Genomic DNA, 19,090 nt, shown 5'->3' on the forward strand with positions numbered 1-19,090 from the left:
TCGTCAGGGGAGTAGAACGATCCTCGCACGGTGGACATACTGGATCACTGTTGCGGGTTGTGTTCCTCGCGCAGTTTGCGTCCCTGCTCGACGGCCTGCGCATCCTTCTCGTCGTTCTTGTCCGATACCCGGGTGTCGCGCGGCGGCAGTTGCAGTCGCTTCTCGGCGACGATTCCTGCCTGGAGTTGACGGCCACGTTCGAGTTCGGAATCCAGTTCGGCTCCGAACAGCAAGGCCAGGTTGGTGATCCAGAGCCACAGCAGGAACACGATGGCACCGGCGAGTGAGCCGTACGTCTTGTTGTAGCTGGAGAAATTCGCGACGTAGAAGCCGAACGCGATGGTGGCCAGTATCCATACGATGATGCCCACCGCGGCACCGGAACTGATCCACTTGAACTTGGGCTGCTGCACATTCGGCGTTGCGTAGTACAGAATCGCGACGGCGAGCACGACGACGATCAGAACCAACGGCCAGCGAGCGATGTTCCAGATCGTCAGTGCGGTATCGCCGAGTCCGACGGCATCGCCCACAGCTTTGGCCACGGGGCCGCTGATCGCCAGCATGACGGCGGCCAGGGCGATGAGCACCAGCGCGATGAGCGTCACCAGGAGCATCACCGGGCGCAGCTTCCAGATGGGCCTGCCCTCGTCCACCTCGTACATGCGGTTCATCGCGCGGCCGAATGCGCCGACGTAGCCGGACGCAGACCACAGCGCACCGGCGATACCGATGATCAACGCAAAGCCCGCTGTGGGTGCCTGCACCAGCTGTTCGATCGGCTCACGCAGGGTGTCGACCGCCGATTGGGGTCCGAGATCGCCGACGATCTGCAGTACGCCGTCGACCGTTGCCTGTCCCTGCCCGAACACACCCAACAACGAGACGATGGCCAGAATCGCGGGGAACAGTGACAGTACGGCGTAGTAGGTCAGCGCGGCTGCCAGGTCGGTGCACTGATCCCGCGAGAATTCACGAGCCGTCTTCTTCAATACGTAGATCCACGAGGGTTTGGTCAGATCGGCAGGTGAGTCTGCCTTGCGGGGATCGTCGGGGTCGGCTTCGGTGGGTGCGGGATCGGTTGCTTGGTCGGCCATCAGGAGCGCATACCCGGCTACTGTCGATGAAAACAGAGCCGGCTACTTCGAAAGTCGACGCAGCGCCACCTGTGCTGCGTTGTAGCCGCCCATTCCGTGTACTCCTCCGCCCGGAGGTGTTGCTGCAGAACAGATGTAGACCCCGTCGATGCCGGTCCAGTACGGATTGACGCTCACGCGCGGTCGTAAGGCCACCTGGCCCGGATCGTTGGAGCCGGTGACGATGTCGCCGCCCACGTAGTTGGGGTTGTACGTGGGCATCTGCGTGGTCGAGCGGACTGCCCGTGCCACGATGCGATTCCTAACCCCCGGAGCGAAACGTTCGATCTGATCGATGATCGCTTCGCTGGCGTCGCCGGTGTATCCGTTGGGGACGTGGGCGTAGGTCCAGATCGGGTGGATGTTGCCCTGCGAGCGGGTGGGGTCGGCCAAGTATTGCTGGCCGAGCAGTACGAACGGCTTTCGCGGCATGACGCCTCGGTGCACATCACGCTCCGCGGCGGCGACCTCCTCGAAAGTTCCTCCGAGATGGACGGTTCCGGCGCGTCGGGCACTGTCGTTGGTCCAGGGAATGCCGTCCTCGACGGCGAGATCGAGCTTGAACGCTCCGGGTCCGTAGCGCCAACGACGGTAGGGTCGTGCCACTCGCCGGGGGAGGGCATCGCCTGCGATATCGGCGACTGCGGTGGGGGAAAGATCCAGAATCACGATGTCGCTCGTCGGAATCTGTTGCAGCCGAGTCACTCTGACGCCGGTCTCGACCTTCCCGCCGTGTTCGGTGAGGATCGACACCAGCGCATCGCTGATTGCGCGTGAGCCACCTTCGGCCACCGGCCAACCGTACTTGTGCCCGGCCGCGATCATCATGACTCCGACGGCGGAGGTGGTCGGCCGAGTCAGTGGATACAGCGCGTGGGCCGCGACACCGGAGAACAACGCGCGCGCCTCGGGTGTACGAAACCGGCGGGCGGTCAGCGACGCCGGTGCCAGCGCGTTGAGGCCGAACTTGGTCAACGTGATCGGGTGCCGCGGAACATGCAGCAGTGGCCGGAAGAAGTCGGTAGTCAGGTCGTCGAAGCGATCCGACAGTGGCCCGAAGAACCGTTGCCAGGCTGCGCCGTCGGGCCCGAGTCCGGCTGCCGTCTCGGTGATGGACCGATACAGCACCCCGGCGCTGCCGTTGTCGAGGGGTTGCACCGCGTCGATCTCCGGGTACTTCCACGTCAGGCCGTGGGCCTCGAGATCGAGACTCGCGAAGAACGGTGATGCCGCGCCCACCGGGTGCACGGCCGAGCAGTCGTCGTGCAGCACTCCCGGCAGGGTCAGCTCGGAGGTTCGGGTGCCGCCGCCGACCGTGTCGGCCATCTCGAGGACCGTCACCTCGACGCCTGCCTTCGCCAGCGTCACCGCAGCGGCGAGACCGTTGGGACCCGATCCGACGACGGTCGCCGTGGTCACGGTCGATCCACCGCGTCGGTGACGGTGCGGTGGCTCTGAGTTCCTCGGTGCATCGGCTGACCTTCGCTCATCGGGGTGGGACCAAGAGGTGAACCCTCTCGACCAGGCTCAGTGCGGTGTCGGCATCCCCGCCTTCGAACACCGCAGTGTGTATTCCGCGCATGGCACCGGTGAGCAGGTGCGCTGCAGCGAGTACGTCTGTGTCGCTGTCGATTTGGTGTGCTTCTGCGGCGGCGCGGAGCAACTGGGAGATCGCGAGGACAAAACTGTCGTGCCACCGTTCTGCTGAGCCCTCGGATCTCGGTACTCCCAGATTGCGGAACAGTACGTGTGTGCGCGGGGAGTCGTAGATGCTCTCTGCTGCGATGCGAAGAAACGTCTGCAGCTGCTCGAGTGGGGTGCCCGGCCAGGTGGCGGCGACCGATTTCTCGTGGATGCGGTCTATCAACACGGTGGCGGCGTCGTCGACAGCGGCTTGGAAGAGTACGCGTTTGGTGGGGAAGTGGTGGAATGCGGTCCTCGGTGCGAGACCGCATCGGAGAGCGACACTTTCGATGGTGATATCGGCGTAATCGGCGTCTCGCAGTAGGTCCTGGGTGGCCTCGATCAGTCGGGCCGCCGCGGGCCCGGGTTCGTCGGTGGTCGACGACCCGGCCCAGCGATAGAGCGTGGTGGTGTGGATGCCCAGCGAAGTCGCCACGGCGGCCGGGCTCTCGGAACCGCCGAAAGCCCGTGCGACCGCTTGCCGACGATCGGCGAGTGTGAATCTGGAGACCCTGGCCATGCTGGTGACACTACATTCCTCGTGAGGTGCCTGGATGGTGCTGAGTTCGGCCGGGATCTAGTGGAGCATCCGGGCGAGGACGGGCAGTAGAATTCGCGCGGGGACCAGACCGGCCGCGATTGCCTGAACGGTGTTCATCCGGCCCGAAATAACCTGCGGGCGAGACCGTCTGGAATCGAGCGTGTGCATGGCAGTGGCGACCACTTCGGTCGGTGTCTGGTAGCTACCGGTTGCTGCGGCGGTGTCTCCGATGACGTCGAAGAACTCGGTACGGGTGGGGCCCGGATTGAGTGCGAACACTCTGACTCCGTGCTGGGCCGACTCGAACCACAGCGACTGACTGAAACTGAGCACGAATGTTTTGGCGGCCGCATACACCGCCAGTGACGGGACGGGCTGGAACGCAGTGGTGCTGGCGACGTTGACGATGGTGCCGCTCGAGCGGGCGATCATGTCCGGCAGAAACGCCGAGCAGATGTCCACGACAGCGCGGATGTCGACGGCGATGAGGCGCTCGAAGTCGTCGGCGTCGCTGTCCACGAACGGTCCCTGTACGGCGAACCCCGCGTTGTTGACGACGAGATCGATCTGCTCGGGCACCACCTCACGGAGTCGGCGTCCGCTCGCTTCCTCGGACAGGTCCCAGGCCACTGTGCGGCAATGGATTCCGTGGTTCTGTTCGAGTTCCGTCGCCAGTGTGGTCAGCCGGTCTTCTCGTCGTGCGACGAGTACCAGATCGGAGCCGCGGGCGGCGAGCGCCCGCGCGAATTCTTCACCGATCCCCGAGCTTGCGCCGGTCACCAGCGAGCGGCCCGGCCGGTAGCGAGACCCTCGGAGGTTCATCGGCTCGCCCCGATGGGAATGCCCCCGAGCTCAGCGGCCGAGCGCCGTGCGAAGTGCTCGTACGACGTCGGTGTGTGTCCGAGCAGCTTCGGCAGAACCGTCAGGTCTCCGGCCGGGAGTCCGTAGCCGTCGTAGTGGGTCATCATCGTGCGGTACGCCTCGCGTGCATCGGCCGGCCAGTTCTTCATGTCACGAGGGTTGGACGCAGCCTTGGCACCGCGAACGAGGTGGCCGATGGAGTTCAGTTTCGTCGATTGCACGGCATGCCCGACCACCGAGGCCAGTGCGGGCAGCACGTTCAACGAGTTCGTCAACGACGAGGGCGGGATCCGAATGGCGGTGACGCGGTGGCCGAGCACGTCGGACCAGATCTCTGCCATCTCGTGTCGGGTGAGTTCCACCGTGGACAGGTCATAGACGCGATCGGTGTGCGGCGTGGGGTCGACGAGGATGTTCGCGGCTGCTTCGGCGACGTCGGCTACATCGACGACACCCATGACGCTGTCCGGTGAAACCGGGTACGGCATGACTCCGGCCTGCAGAAATTCCCACACTTCCAGGTAGTTCTGCATGTAGTGGGACGGCCTGAGCACCGTGGTGGGAATTCCACTGCTGCGCAGAATTCCTTCGGCGATGTCCTTCTGGTGGTGGTGCGTCAGTTGATGCAGGTTCGGATGAATCACGGAATGGAAAACTATGTGCTGCAGCCCGTTTGCCGGTCCGATTGCGATCAGATGGTCGATGATGGGCTTCTCGTCGATGATCTGCGTCGGTGCCGCGTGGTAAAGGACGTCCGCCCCGGTGAGGGCGTTGCGGAGCGTTTGCTCGGACCTGAGATCGCCTACGACGACCTCGACGGCTCCGTCCTGGCGGGTGGTCGCAGCTTGCGCCGCGTTCTTGACGACCGCTCGAACCGGCACGTTCTGCGTGGCGAGCTGTCGAACGAGCAAGCGGCCGACACCACCCGCGGCACTGGTCACTGTGATCATGGGGCCTCCTCGTTGGTGGGCTCGGCGGACGCTGAGCGTGATTGCGAATATTGCACAGCGAATGCATATAACGCAAGGGCTCTGTGTACAGGGCATTGCTCCGACCAGAAACAAAAATCCGGTGCAGCTGACCGCGCTCAGCGCGGTCAGCTGCACCGGATTCTGTTCGAAATCCAGCTGGAGTCGGCCTACTCGATGGTGGTCGACTCCTGCGTGCGTTCGGCAGGCTTCGGTTCGATCGAGCGCCGCGACCAGTAGCTGGCGAGAAGTGAGCCCGAGACGTTGTGCCACACCGAGAAGATGGCCGCGGGCAGGGCAGCCGCGGGGCTGAAGTGCACCGATGCCAGAGCCGCGGCCAATCCGGAGTTCTGCATTCCAACTTCGATGCTGATCGCACGCCTGCTGGCGACGTCGAGTCCGCACGCCTTGCCGATGCCGTAACCCACGGCCAGTCCCAGCGAGTTGTGCAGCACGACGGCCAGGACGATGAGCGCTCCGATGGACAGCAAAGTCGGTGCGCTGGCGGCAACCACGAACAGCACCACCGCGGTGATGCCGGCGACCGAGATCAACGGCAGAGCGTCGAGCATGCGGTCGATGATCTTGGGAAACAGCAGGCGCAGAACAACTCCCAATACGACGGGAACCAGCACGATCTGCAGAATCGAGACGAACAGTCCGCCGGCATCGACCGGCAGGAACTCACCGGCGAGCCAGAGCACGAGCAGTGGCGTGAGAATCGGTGCGAGCAGGGTGGATACCGACGTCATGGCCACCGACAGCGCGGTATCGCCCTTGGCGAGGTAGACCATCACGTTGGACGCTGTGCCGCCAGGAGCCGAACCGACCAGCACCATCCCGGCGGTCAGTGCCGCAGAGAGGCCGAGCGCGTTGGCGATTCCCAGGCCGAGCAGCGGCATTGCGATGAACTGCGCGGCGACACCGAGCAGCAGCGCCCACGGTCGTCGGGCGACAACCGCGAAGTCGGAGAGCCGCAACGTCATTCCCATGCCGAGCATGATGATCGACAGCAGCCACGGAACGGCAGGAGTGCCGCCGCTGAACGTGTCGGGAGTGATCAGGGCAAGTGCGCCCGCCGCCACGACGATCAGGGCGAACCATTTGCCGGTGAACTCGCTGACGGCCTTCAGCTTGGGCATTGCGGATCTCCTGAGGGGTAGTACGAGCAACCGGTCGAGTCTAGTCAGTGCTCGAAGTCGAGATCCGTGGTTCGGTTGACGATGTCGTGGGCGATCGACGAAATCGATGTCGACCGCGCGTACGCATGTGCGCGCAGGGATGCGGCGGCGTCGTTCATCGGCACCGACAGTCGCGTCGACAGCATTCCGATGGCGACGTTGATGTCGCCGCGGGCCAGTCGGTAGTTTCCGGCCGGCGGCCCTGGCGATGCTGCTCTGGCTGGGCCGTGGGGGACGAGCTCGGTCAGGATCACGGGTCCGAGTGCTGTCGCGATGGCGCGCGCGGCCTCGACCTGAGTCAGGGTGTACGGGCCGGGTGTTCGGCGGTGCAACTCGAGCACGCCCACCGCAGCTCCGTGTGCGGTGATCGGGCATGCCAGCAGGGAGTGTGCGCCGAGTTCGGTGACCACATCGGAGGCGAACGTCGGCCAGTGGTGTGTACCGGCAGGGTCGGTGAGGTCGGGTACCGCGATGGTCGTATCGGTGTTGAATGCGTCCAGGCACGGGCCTTCGCCGACGGTGAATTGCAGTTCGTCGATCCGCACTGCGTCGGAGTCGGTGGCGTACAGCAGATCTCGGGCAACTGCGCCGTTTACCAGCAGACTCACCGCACCGCCGTCGACAGCGGCCACGTCCACAGCGGCACGGGTCAACGCTGCGGTGGCTGGAAACTCCTCGTGGTCGTCGACGTCATCGGCCATGTACGGTGCCTCGCTTCCGCAGACAGATGCCACCACGTGCAGGTGGCTCGGTACGACGCGGCGCGGGCTTGACCGACCCACTGAATGTACCGCGACATGCTGCTCGGCGTCGACCAGCGAACAGTCGCTCCGAGTGAACGAACAAGACCGATCGGACTCGTTCTGGCAGAATTGTCGGCGATGCACGACGGTCGCAACCGAAGGACGACGAACACATGACGTCACCATGAACAAGTTTCTGACGGTGGCACTGCTGATCCTGTTGGGTGCAGCCGGGACGTTCAACGGCGTGTCGTTGACCTCCGACCCCAGCGGGCGATCACTGGGCTTGAACGTCGGAATGCTCCCGTCGTGGCACACCTGGGACTACCGCATCTCCGGGTTGTTCGTGCTGATCTTCCTCGGTCTCGGACCGTTGATCTGCGTGGCTGCCGTGATGGTCGACGCCTCCGAGGCTGCGATTTATGTCTCGTGCGTCGGTCTGGTGACCATCGGGTGGGTGGTGTGGCAGTTCGTCGTACTCGACATCGATGCCCCTCTCGCCCAAGTTCCCCTCACGGTGTTGGGGGCCGCGTTGATCGTCCTCGCGATCGGTCAGTTCCGTGCGCGTGCCCGCGATCGCAGCCGGCAGTAGAGCTACGGGCTCACACCCTCGCGTTCGATTGTCGACAGCGCCGCACTCCGGCAAGGGTCACGCCGGCCAGGATCGACCCTGCAACGGGCCGGATCGACGGAGTTACGGTGTGGCATTCGCGCCAGTAGTGTCGACGCTCGTGACGACCACCCCCGGATTCGGTGCTGCCTCGGCGCGGGGTCGACTACGAGACCTTCCGTCCGAGGTCAAGCTCGTGTTGGCATCGATGGTGTTGTTCAATGTCGGTTTCTACCTGGTGGTTCCATTTCTTGCGGTCCATCTGTCCGAGGAGCTCGGCTTCGCCAGTTGGATCGTCGGGCTCGTGCTCGGTCTGCGCACGTTCAGTCAGCAGGGCATGTTCTTTCTCGGTGGCAGCATCGCCGATCGATTCGGTCGACGACCGGTCATTCTGTGGGGCATTGCAATCCGCATTGTCGGCTTCGGGGTACTGGCGATTGCGAGCAGTCTCGCTGCGGTGACCTTCGGAATTCTGCTGATCGGTTTCGCCGCTGCACTGTTTGCCCCGGCGGTGGAATCTGCCAACGCCGACATCGGCCGGCAACTAGAAGATTCGGGGGTCATCAGACGCACCGAACTGTTCGGCTACGAGCAGATGAGCAGCCGGCTCGGTACCGTCCTCGGGCCGGCTCTGGGTGCGGTGCTCCTGGTGTTTCCGTTCTCGGCCTCCGCCGCCGTCGCTGCAATCCTGTTCGCGGGCATGTGGATCGGCTTCTACTTCCTGTTCCCCAAGACGCTCGAAACGGGCAGCGTCGTCGGTACATCCATCACCCGGGTCTGGCGAGTGGTGTTGGGAAATCGACGCTACGTCGTCCTGGCCATGCTGTGCAGCGCGCAGTTCGTCGCGCTTGCTCAGCTGTATCTGATGCTGCCCGAGCAACTCTCACTGCGCGTCGGTTCACAGGATCTACTCGGCTGGTTCTACGTGGGCGCAGCGGTACTGGTGATCATCGGCCAACGAGCCATGGTGGCGGTGGCAGCGCGGATGGGATCGCGCGCCGCGACTACCACTGGCTCGGCCGTGATGGCGGCGTCGTTCCTGATTCCGGCCTTCGACCCAGGGAGTGCCACGATATGGCCGTATCTGCAACTCGCCGCGTGGATCGCACTGCTGCATCTGGGGCAGATGTTGATGGTGCCCTCGATGCGGGACACTCTGGCTCGTATTGCTGGAGAACGCTTTCTCGGGGCGCATTTCGGGCTGCTCAACACCATCGGCGGATGCCTGTCGTTGGTCGGCACGATCGGCGTCGGGTACCTCTACGATCTTCTCGACGACGGCAGCGTTGCAGCGGCGACCCCATGGTTGGTGGTCGCCGGCTGCATCGCCGTGCCTGCCCTCGTGCTCGGTATCTGGTCGTCGATGTCGGACGCTATCTGGCCGCGTCGACTGCCTTGATGTCGTCGATGAACGCCGACAGTACGAACGGGATGGTCAACGCATTCGGCATCGAAATCGCGTCGGAGACAATTGGATCCAAGGAGATCAGGCCACCGCTGCGCACGACCGGAAGATTGGTGAACGTCTCCTGCGATTCCATCGACTCGCGATGGAGTTCGTAATTGTCGAAGAACAGATAGTCGCATTCGAGAAGACTGTAGCTTTCGGCCGACAGTTCGATGTTCAGCTTGCCGTCGAAGCTCGATGCCAAGGCGGCGGGAGGTTCGAAGCCGAGGGCGGTCAACAGTTGGGCCCGCGCCGCATCAGGAGCGAACGCGCGTAATTTGCCGTCGCTCCACCTGATCACCAACGCCGCAGTCTTGCCGATGAACTGTGGGTTGTCGTTTCTGGCCTGAGCCACAAGGGCTTCGACGCGATCGACCTCGGCCTGAGCGGCACTCGGCAGGCCCACCGAGCGTCCGATTCTGGTGGTCACTTCCTGCCAGGGCAGCACCCAATCGGTCTGATCCGCGGCGTGCAGCACCGTCGGCGCGATGGCGCTGAGCTGTGCGTAGACGTTTTCGTCGATCGCGTTGTTGACGGCAATGATCAGATCGGGGGCAGCAGCAGCGATCGTCTCCACATCGAACTCGGTCGTCGCGTTTGCCAGTGCTACCGGTTCGTCGCCTTGCACTACGGGTTCGGCCCAGACGCCGATGCCGTCGTCGGTCGAGCCCTTCCACACCGGTACCAGCACGGGCGTCAAACCCAACGACAACAGCACGTCCGAGTCTCCGATCCCCACAGCGGCGATACGAGTGGGAGCGGCGTCGATGGTCGTCGTTCCGAGCTTGTGTTCGATGGTCACGGGGAACGCACCGTTCTCCGCATGCGACCCGGAGCTCGAGTTCCCCGCCGATTCGGTCGAGCCGTTGGCGCAGCCGGCAACGACGAGACCGGCGACCGACACGAACGTCATGGACAGCGCAGTCCGCCGATTCACCACTGGATTCATCGAGTCTCCTTCGAGCATAGTGTGGATGCCCTAATCTAAACCGAACTCACCCGATTGTGTTGCTCTACGTTCGCGGCTGCACGTGCAGGGCAAAACTCGACTGCCCGGGTTGTTCGAGACCCTCCCTGAGGCGAAGGGATGGCATCTCGTAGTCGCCGAAGTTCTGTTTCCTGAACGCAATCGGTTCGGTTGTCTCGATGTCGAGCAGTCGTCGTTCCCAGTTCTTCGCGGCCACCGCGTACTCCTCGGCCGTCAATCGATCCGATCCGTGGACGACGAACGGAGGCAGAACATCGATCCCCGGGTAGAAAAGGATGCCGTGGTGGATGGGGAACAGCAGTTCGTCGATCGGGCCGTTGATACCCCGATCGGAGTAGTGGGGTGCAGGGCCGCCCACGGTGACCGACAGCAGTGCTCTCTTGCCCGCGAGCGTTCCTTCACCGTAGCGCTCACCGTACTGGGTGTCGTTGTGTTCGCCGACGCCGTAAGCGAAGTGGTAGGTGAACACTCGATCCACCCACCCCTTCAAGATCGCGGGCATCGAGTACCACCACAGGGGAAACTGGAAGATGATGGTGTCGGCCCACAACAACTTGTCCTGCTCGGTGCGGACGTCGGACGTGAGAGTGCCGGTGTCGAAAGCCCGTCCGGAATCTGCTGCGACCCGTAGCGGCGACGACGCGGCAGGTCCGTAGTCCGATGCGTCGAGGGCCGCCTTCCACTTCATGGCATAGAGATCGGTCACCTGTACCTCGTGGCCGGCGGATTCCAGCGTGGTGACGGCCAGTTCTGCGAGTGAGTGGTTCAGCGACTTCGGTTCTGGGTGGGCGTGGACGATGAGGGTCTTCACTGGTGCTCCTTGTGTTCGGATGCCTCCAGCTTTTCTCGTCCGGCCCTGTTCGTTCAGGGGCGCGAGGTCCTGTGGTCGGTGTTCCTGGTATCGGCGGTACCACTCTCGGTCGCCGTATCCGGGGGATACTTCAGGTGTGGACGACTTGGCGAGCTTTCTGAAGATTCGGCGGTCCCGTGTCGATCCGGCCTCGGTCGGAATTCCCGTCGACCGGTATCGCCGCGTCGACGGCCTGCGCCGCGAAGAAGTCGCCCACCTGTCGGGCGTCAGCATCGACTACTACGTGCGTCTCGAACAGGGCCGCGCCACCCAGCCGTCCGAGCAGATTCTCGACGCCCTCGCGCGCGTGTTCGGTCTCGACGACACCGAACGTGCGCACCTGCTTCGGCTCGCTCGCCGACGCCGTCGCCCGGCCAAGACTCCCAGAGGACGTGTCAGACCGGAACTTCTGAGCGTCCTCGATCTGATCGATAGAGCGCCTGCGTTCATCATGGATCACCGCATGAATGTGCTGGCCGCCAATCGACTGGCACGTCTGCTCTACGGCCAACCGATACCCGGGTTGAACACCGCGCGGCACATCTTTCTCGAGGAAGCCGATCGCGGGTTGTACGAAGACTGGAACACCTGCACCTTGGATGCCGTCGGGCACCTGCGTCTTGCCGCGGGGCAGTATCCGGACGACGCGCAGTTGGCGTCGCTGATCGGTGAATTGTCCATGGGCAGTGACCGATTCCGTCGACTGTGGGCGCGCGCAGATGTATGCGCGCGCACGCACGGGCGGAAGGCGTTCCGTCATCCACTGGTGGGGTTGTTGGAACTTCATCAGGAGAACTTCGCTCTGCCCGGCGAGCCCGGAATGGAGATGATCGTCCTCGACGCCGCGGCCGGCAGCCCCAGTGCGGACGGTCTACGGCTACTTGCAGTCGCACTCGACTCGGCGTCGGACCCCCGAGGCCCCGCTGCCGGACCTGAGGGTTCGGTGCCCGAGTGTGCGGAGATTGCAGAGCTCACGAACCCCGCACCACGTCGTAGGCCAACTTGGGGCTGAAGTCCGTGCGCAGCAGGCCGTAGTTCTGTTCGGTATCGGCGAGGTCGGTGCCCGAGTCACGCAGGGAGTGAACGAAGATCGGGCCCACGTACGGCAGTGACGACGCCTTGGCCAGGCTCGAGCCGATGATCGCGGCTTGCGCATCCTCGGTGACGGCCATCGGCCCGTTTCCGGTGGGTGCGCCCAGTTCGGTGATCCAGATCTTCTTGCCACCGTCGCCGTTGGCCACCATCGTGCCGTAGGCCTGATCCACCTGTGCCCATTGATCGTTGGGGTCGTTCTCGACGGTGAAGGGGAAGGTGTACGGGTGCATGGCCACTGCGTCCATGAATCCGCCTGCTCCGGCGGCATACATCTGCTGCAGGAAGGTCACCGGCGCGACGGTCCAGGCTCCCAAGTTCACGGTTGTGGCCAACCCGGCGCTCAGCACGGTGGCTCCGGCGTCGGCGTTGTGGATCGCGGGGTACGCCGCGCGCAGCATGTTCGTGTAGCGGACCGCATCGACGGGGGCGAAGAAGGTCGGGATGTTGGGCTCGTTCCACACCTCGTAGTGGTCGACGCGCTCACCGAGATGTGCCGCGGCCGCACCGGCGAATGCTCCGAAGGCATTGGGATCCAACGGAACTGCACCGGGCAGTGGTGAGGCAATGCCGCCCTGCGCCCATCCGGGGGTGCCGCCCAGCACGGCCAATACCGAATAGCCCTGTGCTGTCGCGGCATTGATCACGCGATCGGTGTTGCCCCAGTCGAATACGCCCGGCGCTGTCTCGATCGCCGCCCAGTTCACGACCACCCGTACCCACGATGCACCGATGTCGCGTCCGGCACCGAGTTCGTTGTTCAACGTGGCGTCGTCGAGCGTCAGAAACGGTGCGCCACCGGTGAAGCCCAGGTCGGCCGGTGCCGCATGTGCGACGGGTGTCGAGAGGCCGAGAGCGATCGCGGCGGCTGCAGCAACGGCGAGCAGACGGGAGCGGAGGGTCATGGCGATCATCCTAAGGTGCTCGTCAGCGGGGCGCTGATCAGTGCTTCGACGGTGGAATGGGGTACTCGGTCGTTCCAGCGGGCAGCGTTGAGCTCGTACAGTCTTTGGCCTGCCTTGATGGCTGCGGTGCGGTCGAGCAGATAGCGACGGCATTCGGCGACGAATTCTTCAGTGTCGTCGAACGTGGGCAGCTCGAAGGTCGAGTCGAGCGATCCGACGGCCGCCGAGGTCCCGACGACGGGTAGTCCTTTACTTGCGGCGTCGAGGATCTTGACGCGCACTCCGCCGCCGGTGTCGACCGGGGCGATCAGCGCTCGGCAGGTGCCGAGAAATTCCTGCAGATCGTCGACGAAACCGAGATCGCGGACCCCGGCAGGGTAGACGGGATCCTTGGCACCCGGGGCCTTCGCGCCGATGATGCACAGTTCGGCACCGTCGATGCCCGCAGAGATCGCCGGCCAGTATTGGAGCGCGGTTCTGAAGGCCTCCTGGTTCGGCGGCCAGTCACGAGTCCCCATGAAGACCAGGCGCTTCGCGGTCTTGGAGAGGTCCAGCTGCGGCGCAGGCTCGAGAGTGAGATCGATCCACCGCGCGCCCCGAACCCCTTTGCTGCGGTACATCTGCGCTTCGTCGGCATCGTAGGTCCCGACGGCATCTGCCGCACGAGCAACGCGGATCTCGTCGTTCAGGATGCGCGGTGCCTCGATGCGGCCGATCAATCCGCGCGTCACCTTCCACACCTGCGACTCGGTGTTGACGGTGTTGATCGCGAACGGCGACCCCAGCTTGGACGAGCGGAGGAACGATTCGGCCATGTAACTGTGTTCGGCCACATACACATCCGAGATCGACGCGTCGATGGCGTCACGTAGGGCGTCGACGTCGTAGCGTCCGTGCACCACCGAGCGCGTCGGCCGCGCCGACTTCAACAACAGTGCGAGATCGACGTTCGGCTTGGGGACGCGTACCACGTCGGCCACCACGGCGGTCTCCCTGGACAGGCAGATCGAACGCACCTCGTACGCCTCGCGGGCAAGCTGCATCATCAAGCGGGACAGCGCGATATCGCCGCCGTGCTCGGTGACTGGGTCTTTGGACAGAAGGAATGTCGCACGTCTCATCGAGGTACCTCTTCTTTCAGCGGATCGCGGTACAGGGACCGCATGAACCAGACGAGCAGTACGGCGTCGGTGATCACCGACGCCACGGCCGCCCCGACGGCACCGAAAGGGAACAGGCACAGGACGAGAACCATCTTCAGCGGTGCCAACGTCGCTGCCGCCAGCACTCGGGTTCGGTCGCGGTGCTGCAGGTAGAGCACCGTGGTGAACACGTGGTTCATCACACGCATCACCACGAACAGCGACATCACCACCAGTGCACCCGCGATCTGCGGGGACGCCGGGGTGAAGAAGAGCAGGAGACCGGCCACCAGCAGCAGTGCGCCGGCGGCGCAGCCGAGAACGGCGGTGTGCTTGAGGGCCGGTCCGGCGCTGACGAGTCCATCTGCTGCGCGGAGCTTCTCGTGGAAGGTGTTGCCGAAGGCCTGACCGATGAAGGCCACCGCCCAGGCCGTCACGGCCGCGACGGAGTAGTAGCCGGCAATGGTGGAGTCGGTGAGGAAGCCGAGCAGCAGCACGTCGCCCTGGATGTAGACCGCGTTGGCGAGGTTCTCCGAGAACAGCATCGACATCTCGCGCCAGGATCCAGGGATGCGCGGCGCTGCGACGCGTGTTCGTACCGCGGCCAGCACGGCGATGACGAAATACGGTGCGGCATAGAGCAGGCTGGCAACGGTCAGCGTGGCCTCGGGCACAGCGAAGAGGTAGGCCGTCGCGAGCGCGATGGACGTGGCTTGGCGGGTGGTGTCCCATCGCTGGGTGAGGTCGGGCCGGCCGTCGCGCAGTGCTCTGCTCTTGTAGGCGTTGAACACCAGCTCGCCGCCGCCGATGACCAGGGCGAACCAGGCGATGTAGTTGACCTGAACCAGGCACAGGCCGCCGACGATGAGTATTGCACCGACGAGCACGCGAGTTGTGCGCTCGCCCAGAAACTCTCGTTCGCTCACACGGATCGAGCGCACGGTGAAGGGGTGATCGAGTGGTGCTGCGATGATCGCGGCGAGGGCGAAGGCCATCGCGTACTGGCCGTAGTCGGAGATCCCCAACTTGGCGATCAGCGCGATGGTCCACAGCAGGCCGATGCCGCGGCCGCCGTACGTCCACAGGGCAGCGACCCCGGCCTTGAGCAGATTGGCGTTCATTGCGCCGCCCACACGGAGACGAAGTCCTCGACGACGAGCTCCGCGGTGTGGGAGATGCGAAGCGCCTCGACCTCGCGTCGAAGTTTGCCCAGCGCGATGGGATCGGTGATGAGGTCTGCGGTGGCGTCGGCGAGTTCGGCGACACCTCCGTCGACCACCAGTGCTCCGCTGTCGGACTCGGCGAGAGCGCCGACCTTCAAGCAGGTCACCGGGGTCTGATACGCGATCGCTCGTGTCACCACCGACGATGCGGGGAATGCGTCTCCGTAGATGCTCCGTTTGCCGTAGGGCAGGACGAGCGCGCGGATGGACGCGAAGAAGGCGTCCTCGTCCGGTCCGTTCACCTCGCCGAGGATCTCCACGCCGTCGACGGGGTCGAGCAGTTCGGTTCCCCGGCCGGCGATGCGGATCGCGATGTCGCGGGGCAGGCTGTCGCGGAGTTGCTGGATCTGGTCGAAACCCTTGCCGCGATAGACCAATCCGAACAGGCCGACCGCCAGCGGCCGCTCCTCGGCAGCCTCTATATCAGGGCGCGCGGGAACGAAGAGAGCACTGGCCTTGGCGGTGGCGTCGGGATACGCACGCGCGAGGGAGTCGGCACCGGAGCGGGTCAGTGCGAACAGCGTTCGGGTACCGGCTATCCGGCGTTCGAGTGCCCGCCATCCCGACCGAAGTGGGTAGTGCAGGCCGTGATTGAGCACCTTCTTGCCCGCGAGGAATTTGGTTCGTGCAGGCCACCAGACCAGTCCGGGCGGGTCGTGCACCGTCGCGGTCACCACCGGGTCGCCGGTGAGTCGGGCGGTCGCCCAGAACGGCATCACCGAGCCGCCGCTCAGTTCGCAGTGCACGATGACGCGGCCGGGGTCGGCGTCGACCAAGTCTTGAATCGCGTTGCGGTGGCGCAGAATATCGCGCGCCGAATGCGATCCGGGCCCCTCGTGGCGATACTCAATCACCTCGGCGAAGTGTGGCCGGACGGCGTCGGCGAAGTCGTCGGCATAGTCGCCCACGCCGCCCACTCCGGATCGGGGGGCGACGTAGACGAGTCGGCAGTCGCGCAGGATCATCAGTAGAACAGCGGCCGATACTTGGGGCGGTAGGCGAGTGCCTTGGGATCGCGCATCGCTCGCACTTTTGCGGGCACACCGGCGACCACTTCGAGTTCGCCGACATCCGCGCGCACCATCGAGCAACCGCCGACGACGGCACCGCGGCCGAGGGTTACGCCACTGAGAATGGTGCTGCGACTGGCGATCCACACGTAGTCGCCGATGACGCAGGGTTCGAGGATCGGGGTGAACTCGGGTGAGTTGTGATCGTGGTAGCCGCCGATGATGTGGGTGTCGCTGGCGATGACGACGTTGCTGCCGATGGTGATTCCGCCGCGGGCGTCGAGCATGCACCGGAACCCGATGGCGCAGGCGTCACCGATGGTGAGTCCCTCGGGATCGAGGATGGTGGTGCCGCGGAAGATCGAGGTGTCCTTGCCGATCGTTGCACCGAAGGCGCGCAGGAAGTTCTGCCGAATCCAGTGTGACGGAATGTAGGTGACGATCATGTTGAAGCCGAGTGTGCCGATGCGATTGCGCAGCTTTCGCTTGAACGTGATGTCCTGCATCTTGTAGTTCGAGACCTCGTAGATCTCGTTCTCGGGTTGTTCCGCCGCTGTCATGCTGCGATCTCCTCAGTCATGTCGAATTCGACTGTTGATACGATCATTTGGTCGAGGTCAATGGGGGCTTCACACCCGAACACGTCTCGGACTCGGGGTTCGTGGCTTTGGATGGCACACCCGTGTTCGAGCCGTAACTCGCAGAGAAAGCCGTAGCCCGCCCCGACATTTGGGGGAATCAGTTCGGCCCGGTGCTGCTCGATGCTCACGCTATCGCGACTGTTTTGGCTGACTGTTCGGAGAGATCGTGCTGCACCATCATCGACACCAACTCGGGGAAGGTCACTTTCGGCTTCCACCCCAACGCAGTAAGTGCCTTCGTGGAATCGCCAACGAGTAGGTCGACCTCGGCGGGCCGGAAGAAGCGTGGATCGATCTTGACGTAGCGCTCCCAGTCCGTGATGTCGACCGCGGCGAAGGCGTGGTCCAGAAGTTCTCGAATCGAATGCGTCTCGCCGGTGGAGATCACGTAGTCGTCCGCCTGGTCCTGTTGCAGCATCAGCCACATGGCTTCGACGTAGTCTCCTGCGAAACCCCAGTCGCGCTTGGCATCGAGGTTGCCCAGCGAAATCTTGCTCTGCAGCCCGAGGGCGATGCGTGCGACGGCCTGGGTGACCTTTCGCGTCACGAATTCGGGTCCGCGCCGGGGCGATTCATGATTGAACAGGACGCCTGAGCTGGCGTGCATGCCGTAGGACTCGCGGTAGTTGATGGTCATGTAGTGGCCGTAGACCTTGGCGACGCCGTACGGCGAGCGTGGCCACAGCAGCGTTTCCTCACGCTGCGGCACCTGCTGCACCTTGCCGAACATCTCCGAGCTGGATGCTTGGTAGAAGCGAACCTGTTTGCCCGCTACCTGCTCGTACAGACGTGTGGATTCGAGCATGTTCAGCACTCCGCCGCCGGTGACGTCGGTGGTCAGGCGGGCGTTCTCCCAGGAGTACGCCACGAACGAAACGGCTCCGAGGTTGTAGACCTCGTCGGGGTCGGCGATGGCGAACGCGCGCATGAGGGCCGACAGATCGAGGAGGTCACCGTGCAGGATCTGGACCTGGGGTAGCTCTCGTTCGACCATCGCGGCCTTCGGATTGTTCTGTCCGCGAATCAGACCGAATACGGTGTACCCCTTGCTCAGGAGCAACTCGGCGAGGTAGGGGCCGTCCTGTCCGGTGATGCCGGTGATCAAAGCGCGCTTGTTCATGGCGACGCCGTCCTCTCGATTCGTTCTGCATTGATCTCGGATAGTGCGGAAATGAGTTCGGCGGCGAAGCGTTCTTCACTGAACTGCTTCGCGTGTGCCTGAGTCTTCAGTGGTTCCCCGGCCGTTTGTTCGAGAGCGGCGACCTGCGTCGCGGATCGAATCATGTTGTGGTTGAGGGAAGTACATGGCTGTGATGCCCTCCTCGACAGTGTCGAGGACGCGCCGCCCCAGCGGTGCACGGCGCTGGGCTTGCGGTGGTGGACCGCTTCGATGAGGTCAATCCGCAAACTTCATAGCTCGCGGCGATCAAACCGTTACAACCGACAATGCGGCTCGCCGGTCCACCGACGTAGCGGCCACGAGAGCGACTCGAGTACAAATCGTTTGGTTGGGGCTGAGGCATCCGCCCGGGTACGTCTGCGATTCGTACAACCAGCGTGCAGGTGAACAGTAAAGGGCGAGCTTGCGGCGGGTGACGCCGCGTTGGGTGAGGTAGTCGTGCGCGATCGCGACGCGGAGGCCGTCGGTCATACTGCCACCCGAGTAGCAATGGCCGAACTTGAATGTGACACAACACTTTCCGTCTTCATGAGCTACCCATCGTGTCGGTCCGTACTCGAGTGGAGCTGGAGATTTCCCGAACGCCGAATGACGCTCTGTCGTGCGACGGTGCACAACAAGAGCGTCGAGATTCAGGCGTCCCCCCGACGAGACGTGCGAACACTGGACATAATCCTGCCACGAAGAGTCATTCGTTCGCGCTATATGAATATCCGTTTACGGGGGAAATAGATAGCGTTAAGTGAGGTGGTTCACAACGCGAATTAATTGATCGGTGAACTGAAACCGCGCCTTTGCGCAGAGTTAACGTGGCCGCAATGAATGCACCGATAAATGGGCGCGTCGAAGCCAATCAAAAGGGGCGTGCGGTTTGCGAATCAACTATCAA

The 19,090-nt window shown here is 63.8% G+C and carries 18 protein-coding genes; 3 read left to right on the forward strand and 15 right to left on the reverse strand.

Annotated elements, in window-relative coordinates:
- Positions 1 to 44 precede the first annotated feature (44 nt).
- From QM615_RS09200 to QM615_RS09230, 7 genes are all read right to left on the reverse strand, one after another.
- Positions 45 to 1,097, reverse strand: a complete 1,053-nt coding sequence (locus tag QM615_RS09200; RefSeq protein ID WP_149407039.1) for a YihY/virulence factor BrkB family protein — start codon at positions 1,095 to 1,097, stop codon at positions 45 to 47.
- 42 nt (positions 1,098 to 1,139) lie between these two features.
- Positions 1,140 to 2,555, reverse strand: coding sequence for a phytoene desaturase family protein (locus QM615_RS09205; protein WP_149407040.1), 1,416 nt, complete (start codon positions 2,553 to 2,555; stop codon positions 1,140 to 1,142).
- A 67-nt stretch (positions 2,556 to 2,622) separates the two neighbouring features.
- Positions 2,623 to 3,339 carry a TetR family transcriptional regulator gene (locus QM615_RS09210; RefSeq protein WP_149407041.1) on the reverse strand — a complete coding sequence of 239 codons (717 nt, stop codon included), beginning with the start codon at positions 3,337 to 3,339 and terminating at the stop codon, positions 2,623 to 2,625.
- Positions 3,340 to 3,396: 57 nt separating this feature from the next.
- Positions 3,397 to 4,182, reverse strand: coding sequence for an SDR family NAD(P)-dependent oxidoreductase (locus QM615_RS09215; RefSeq protein ID WP_149407042.1), 786 nt, complete (start codon positions 4,180 to 4,182; stop codon positions 3,397 to 3,399).
- Positions 4,179 to 5,171 carry an SDR family oxidoreductase gene (locus QM615_RS09220; protein ID WP_149407043.1) on the reverse strand — a complete coding sequence of 331 codons (993 nt, stop codon included), beginning with the start codon at positions 5,169 to 5,171 and terminating at the stop codon, positions 4,179 to 4,181. The genes QM615_RS09215 and QM615_RS09220 overlap by 4 nt, the downstream gene beginning before the upstream one ends.
- Before the next feature lie 188 nt (positions 5,172 to 5,359).
- Positions 5,360 to 6,331: a bile acid:sodium symporter family protein gene (locus QM615_RS09225; RefSeq protein ID WP_149407044.1), complete on the reverse strand. Its 972-nt coding sequence runs from the start codon at positions 6,329 to 6,331 to the stop codon at positions 5,360 to 5,362.
- Between the two features lie 44 nt (positions 6,332 to 6,375).
- Complete coding sequence (locus QM615_RS09230) at positions 6,376 to 7,071, reverse strand: GAF and ANTAR domain-containing protein (RefSeq protein WP_188078749.1); 696 nt, start codon at positions 7,069 to 7,071, stop codon at positions 6,376 to 6,378.
- A gap of 226 nt (positions 7,072 to 7,297) precedes the next feature.
- Between QM615_RS09230 and QM615_RS09235 the strand changes: the two genes are divergently transcribed.
- Together QM615_RS09235 and QM615_RS09240 are read left to right on the forward strand one after the other, a co-directional pair.
- Positions 7,298 to 7,705 (forward strand): hypothetical protein, encoded by a 408-nt coding sequence (locus tag QM615_RS09235; RefSeq protein ID WP_149407046.1) that lies wholly within the window; start codon positions 7,298 to 7,300, stop codon positions 7,703 to 7,705.
- Positions 7,706 to 7,844: 139 nt separating this feature from the next.
- Positions 7,845 to 9,122: an MFS transporter gene (locus QM615_RS09240; RefSeq protein ID WP_262498507.1), complete on the forward strand. Its 1,278-nt coding sequence runs from the start codon at positions 7,845 to 7,847 to the stop codon at positions 9,120 to 9,122.
- Here QM615_RS09240 and QM615_RS09245 read toward each other — a convergent pair.
- Both QM615_RS09245 and QM615_RS09250 read right to left on the reverse strand, forming a co-directional pair.
- On the reverse strand, positions 9,097 to 10,119 hold the full coding sequence (locus QM615_RS09245; RefSeq protein WP_262498508.1) for an ABC transporter substrate-binding protein: 1,023 nt from the start codon (positions 10,117 to 10,119) through the stop codon (positions 9,097 to 9,099). The genes QM615_RS09240 and QM615_RS09245 overlap by 26 nt on opposite strands.
- A gap of 64 nt (positions 10,120 to 10,183) precedes the next feature.
- Positions 10,184 to 10,969, reverse strand: coding sequence for an NAD(P)H-dependent oxidoreductase (locus tag QM615_RS09250; protein ID WP_149407048.1), 786 nt, complete (start codon positions 10,967 to 10,969; stop codon positions 10,184 to 10,186).
- A 136-nt stretch (positions 10,970 to 11,105) separates the two neighbouring features.
- Between QM615_RS09250 and QM615_RS09255 the strand changes: the two genes are divergently transcribed.
- Entirely contained in the window at positions 11,106 to 12,020 is a 915-nt protein-coding gene (locus QM615_RS09255) for a helix-turn-helix transcriptional regulator (RefSeq protein ID WP_149407049.1), read from the forward strand.
- On the opposite strand, the gene QM615_RS09260 is transcribed toward QM615_RS09255, so the two are convergent.
- The 6 genes from QM615_RS09260 to QM615_RS09285 form a co-directional block, all read right to left on the reverse strand.
- Positions 11,980 to 13,005: a hypothetical protein gene (locus QM615_RS09260; protein ID WP_149407050.1), complete on the reverse strand. Its 1,026-nt coding sequence runs from the start codon at positions 13,003 to 13,005 to the stop codon at positions 11,980 to 11,982. The genes QM615_RS09255 and QM615_RS09260 overlap by 41 nt on opposite strands.
- A 5-nt stretch (positions 13,006 to 13,010) precedes the next feature.
- The gene (locus tag QM615_RS09265; RefSeq protein ID WP_149407051.1) at positions 13,011 to 14,126 is read right to left on the reverse strand and encodes a glycosyltransferase; all 1,116 of its coding nucleotides are present in this window, start codon (positions 14,124 to 14,126) and stop codon (positions 13,011 to 13,013) included.
- Positions 14,123 to 15,268: a polysaccharide biosynthesis protein gene (locus QM615_RS09270; protein WP_283347256.1), complete on the reverse strand. Its 1,146-nt coding sequence runs from the start codon at positions 15,266 to 15,268 to the stop codon at positions 14,123 to 14,125. Before QM615_RS09270 ends, QM615_RS09265 begins: the two co-directional genes overlap by 4 nt.
- The gene (locus tag QM615_RS09275) at positions 15,265 to 16,335 is read right to left on the reverse strand and encodes a glycosyltransferase (RefSeq protein WP_283347257.1); all 1,071 of its coding nucleotides are present in this window, start codon (positions 16,333 to 16,335) and stop codon (positions 15,265 to 15,267) included. The genes QM615_RS09270 and QM615_RS09275 overlap by 4 nt, the downstream gene beginning before the upstream one ends.
- Entirely contained in the window at positions 16,335 to 16,940 is a 606-nt protein-coding gene (locus QM615_RS09280; protein ID WP_149407053.1) for an acyltransferase, read from the reverse strand. The genes QM615_RS09275 and QM615_RS09280 overlap by 1 nt, the downstream gene beginning before the upstream one ends.
- A 205-nt stretch (positions 16,941 to 17,145) precedes the next feature.
- A complete protein-coding gene (locus QM615_RS09285; RefSeq protein ID WP_283347258.1) occupies positions 17,146 to 18,141 on the reverse strand; it encodes a GDP-mannose 4,6-dehydratase in 996 nt (331 codons plus the stop codon).
- Positions 18,142 to 19,090 lie beyond the last annotated feature (949 nt).

Origin of the sequence: Rhodococcus sp. IEGM 1341 (genome assembly GCF_030056895.1) — a bacterium.
Lineage (GTDB): Bacteria > Actinomycetota > Actinomycetes > Mycobacteriales > Mycobacteriaceae > Rhodococcoides.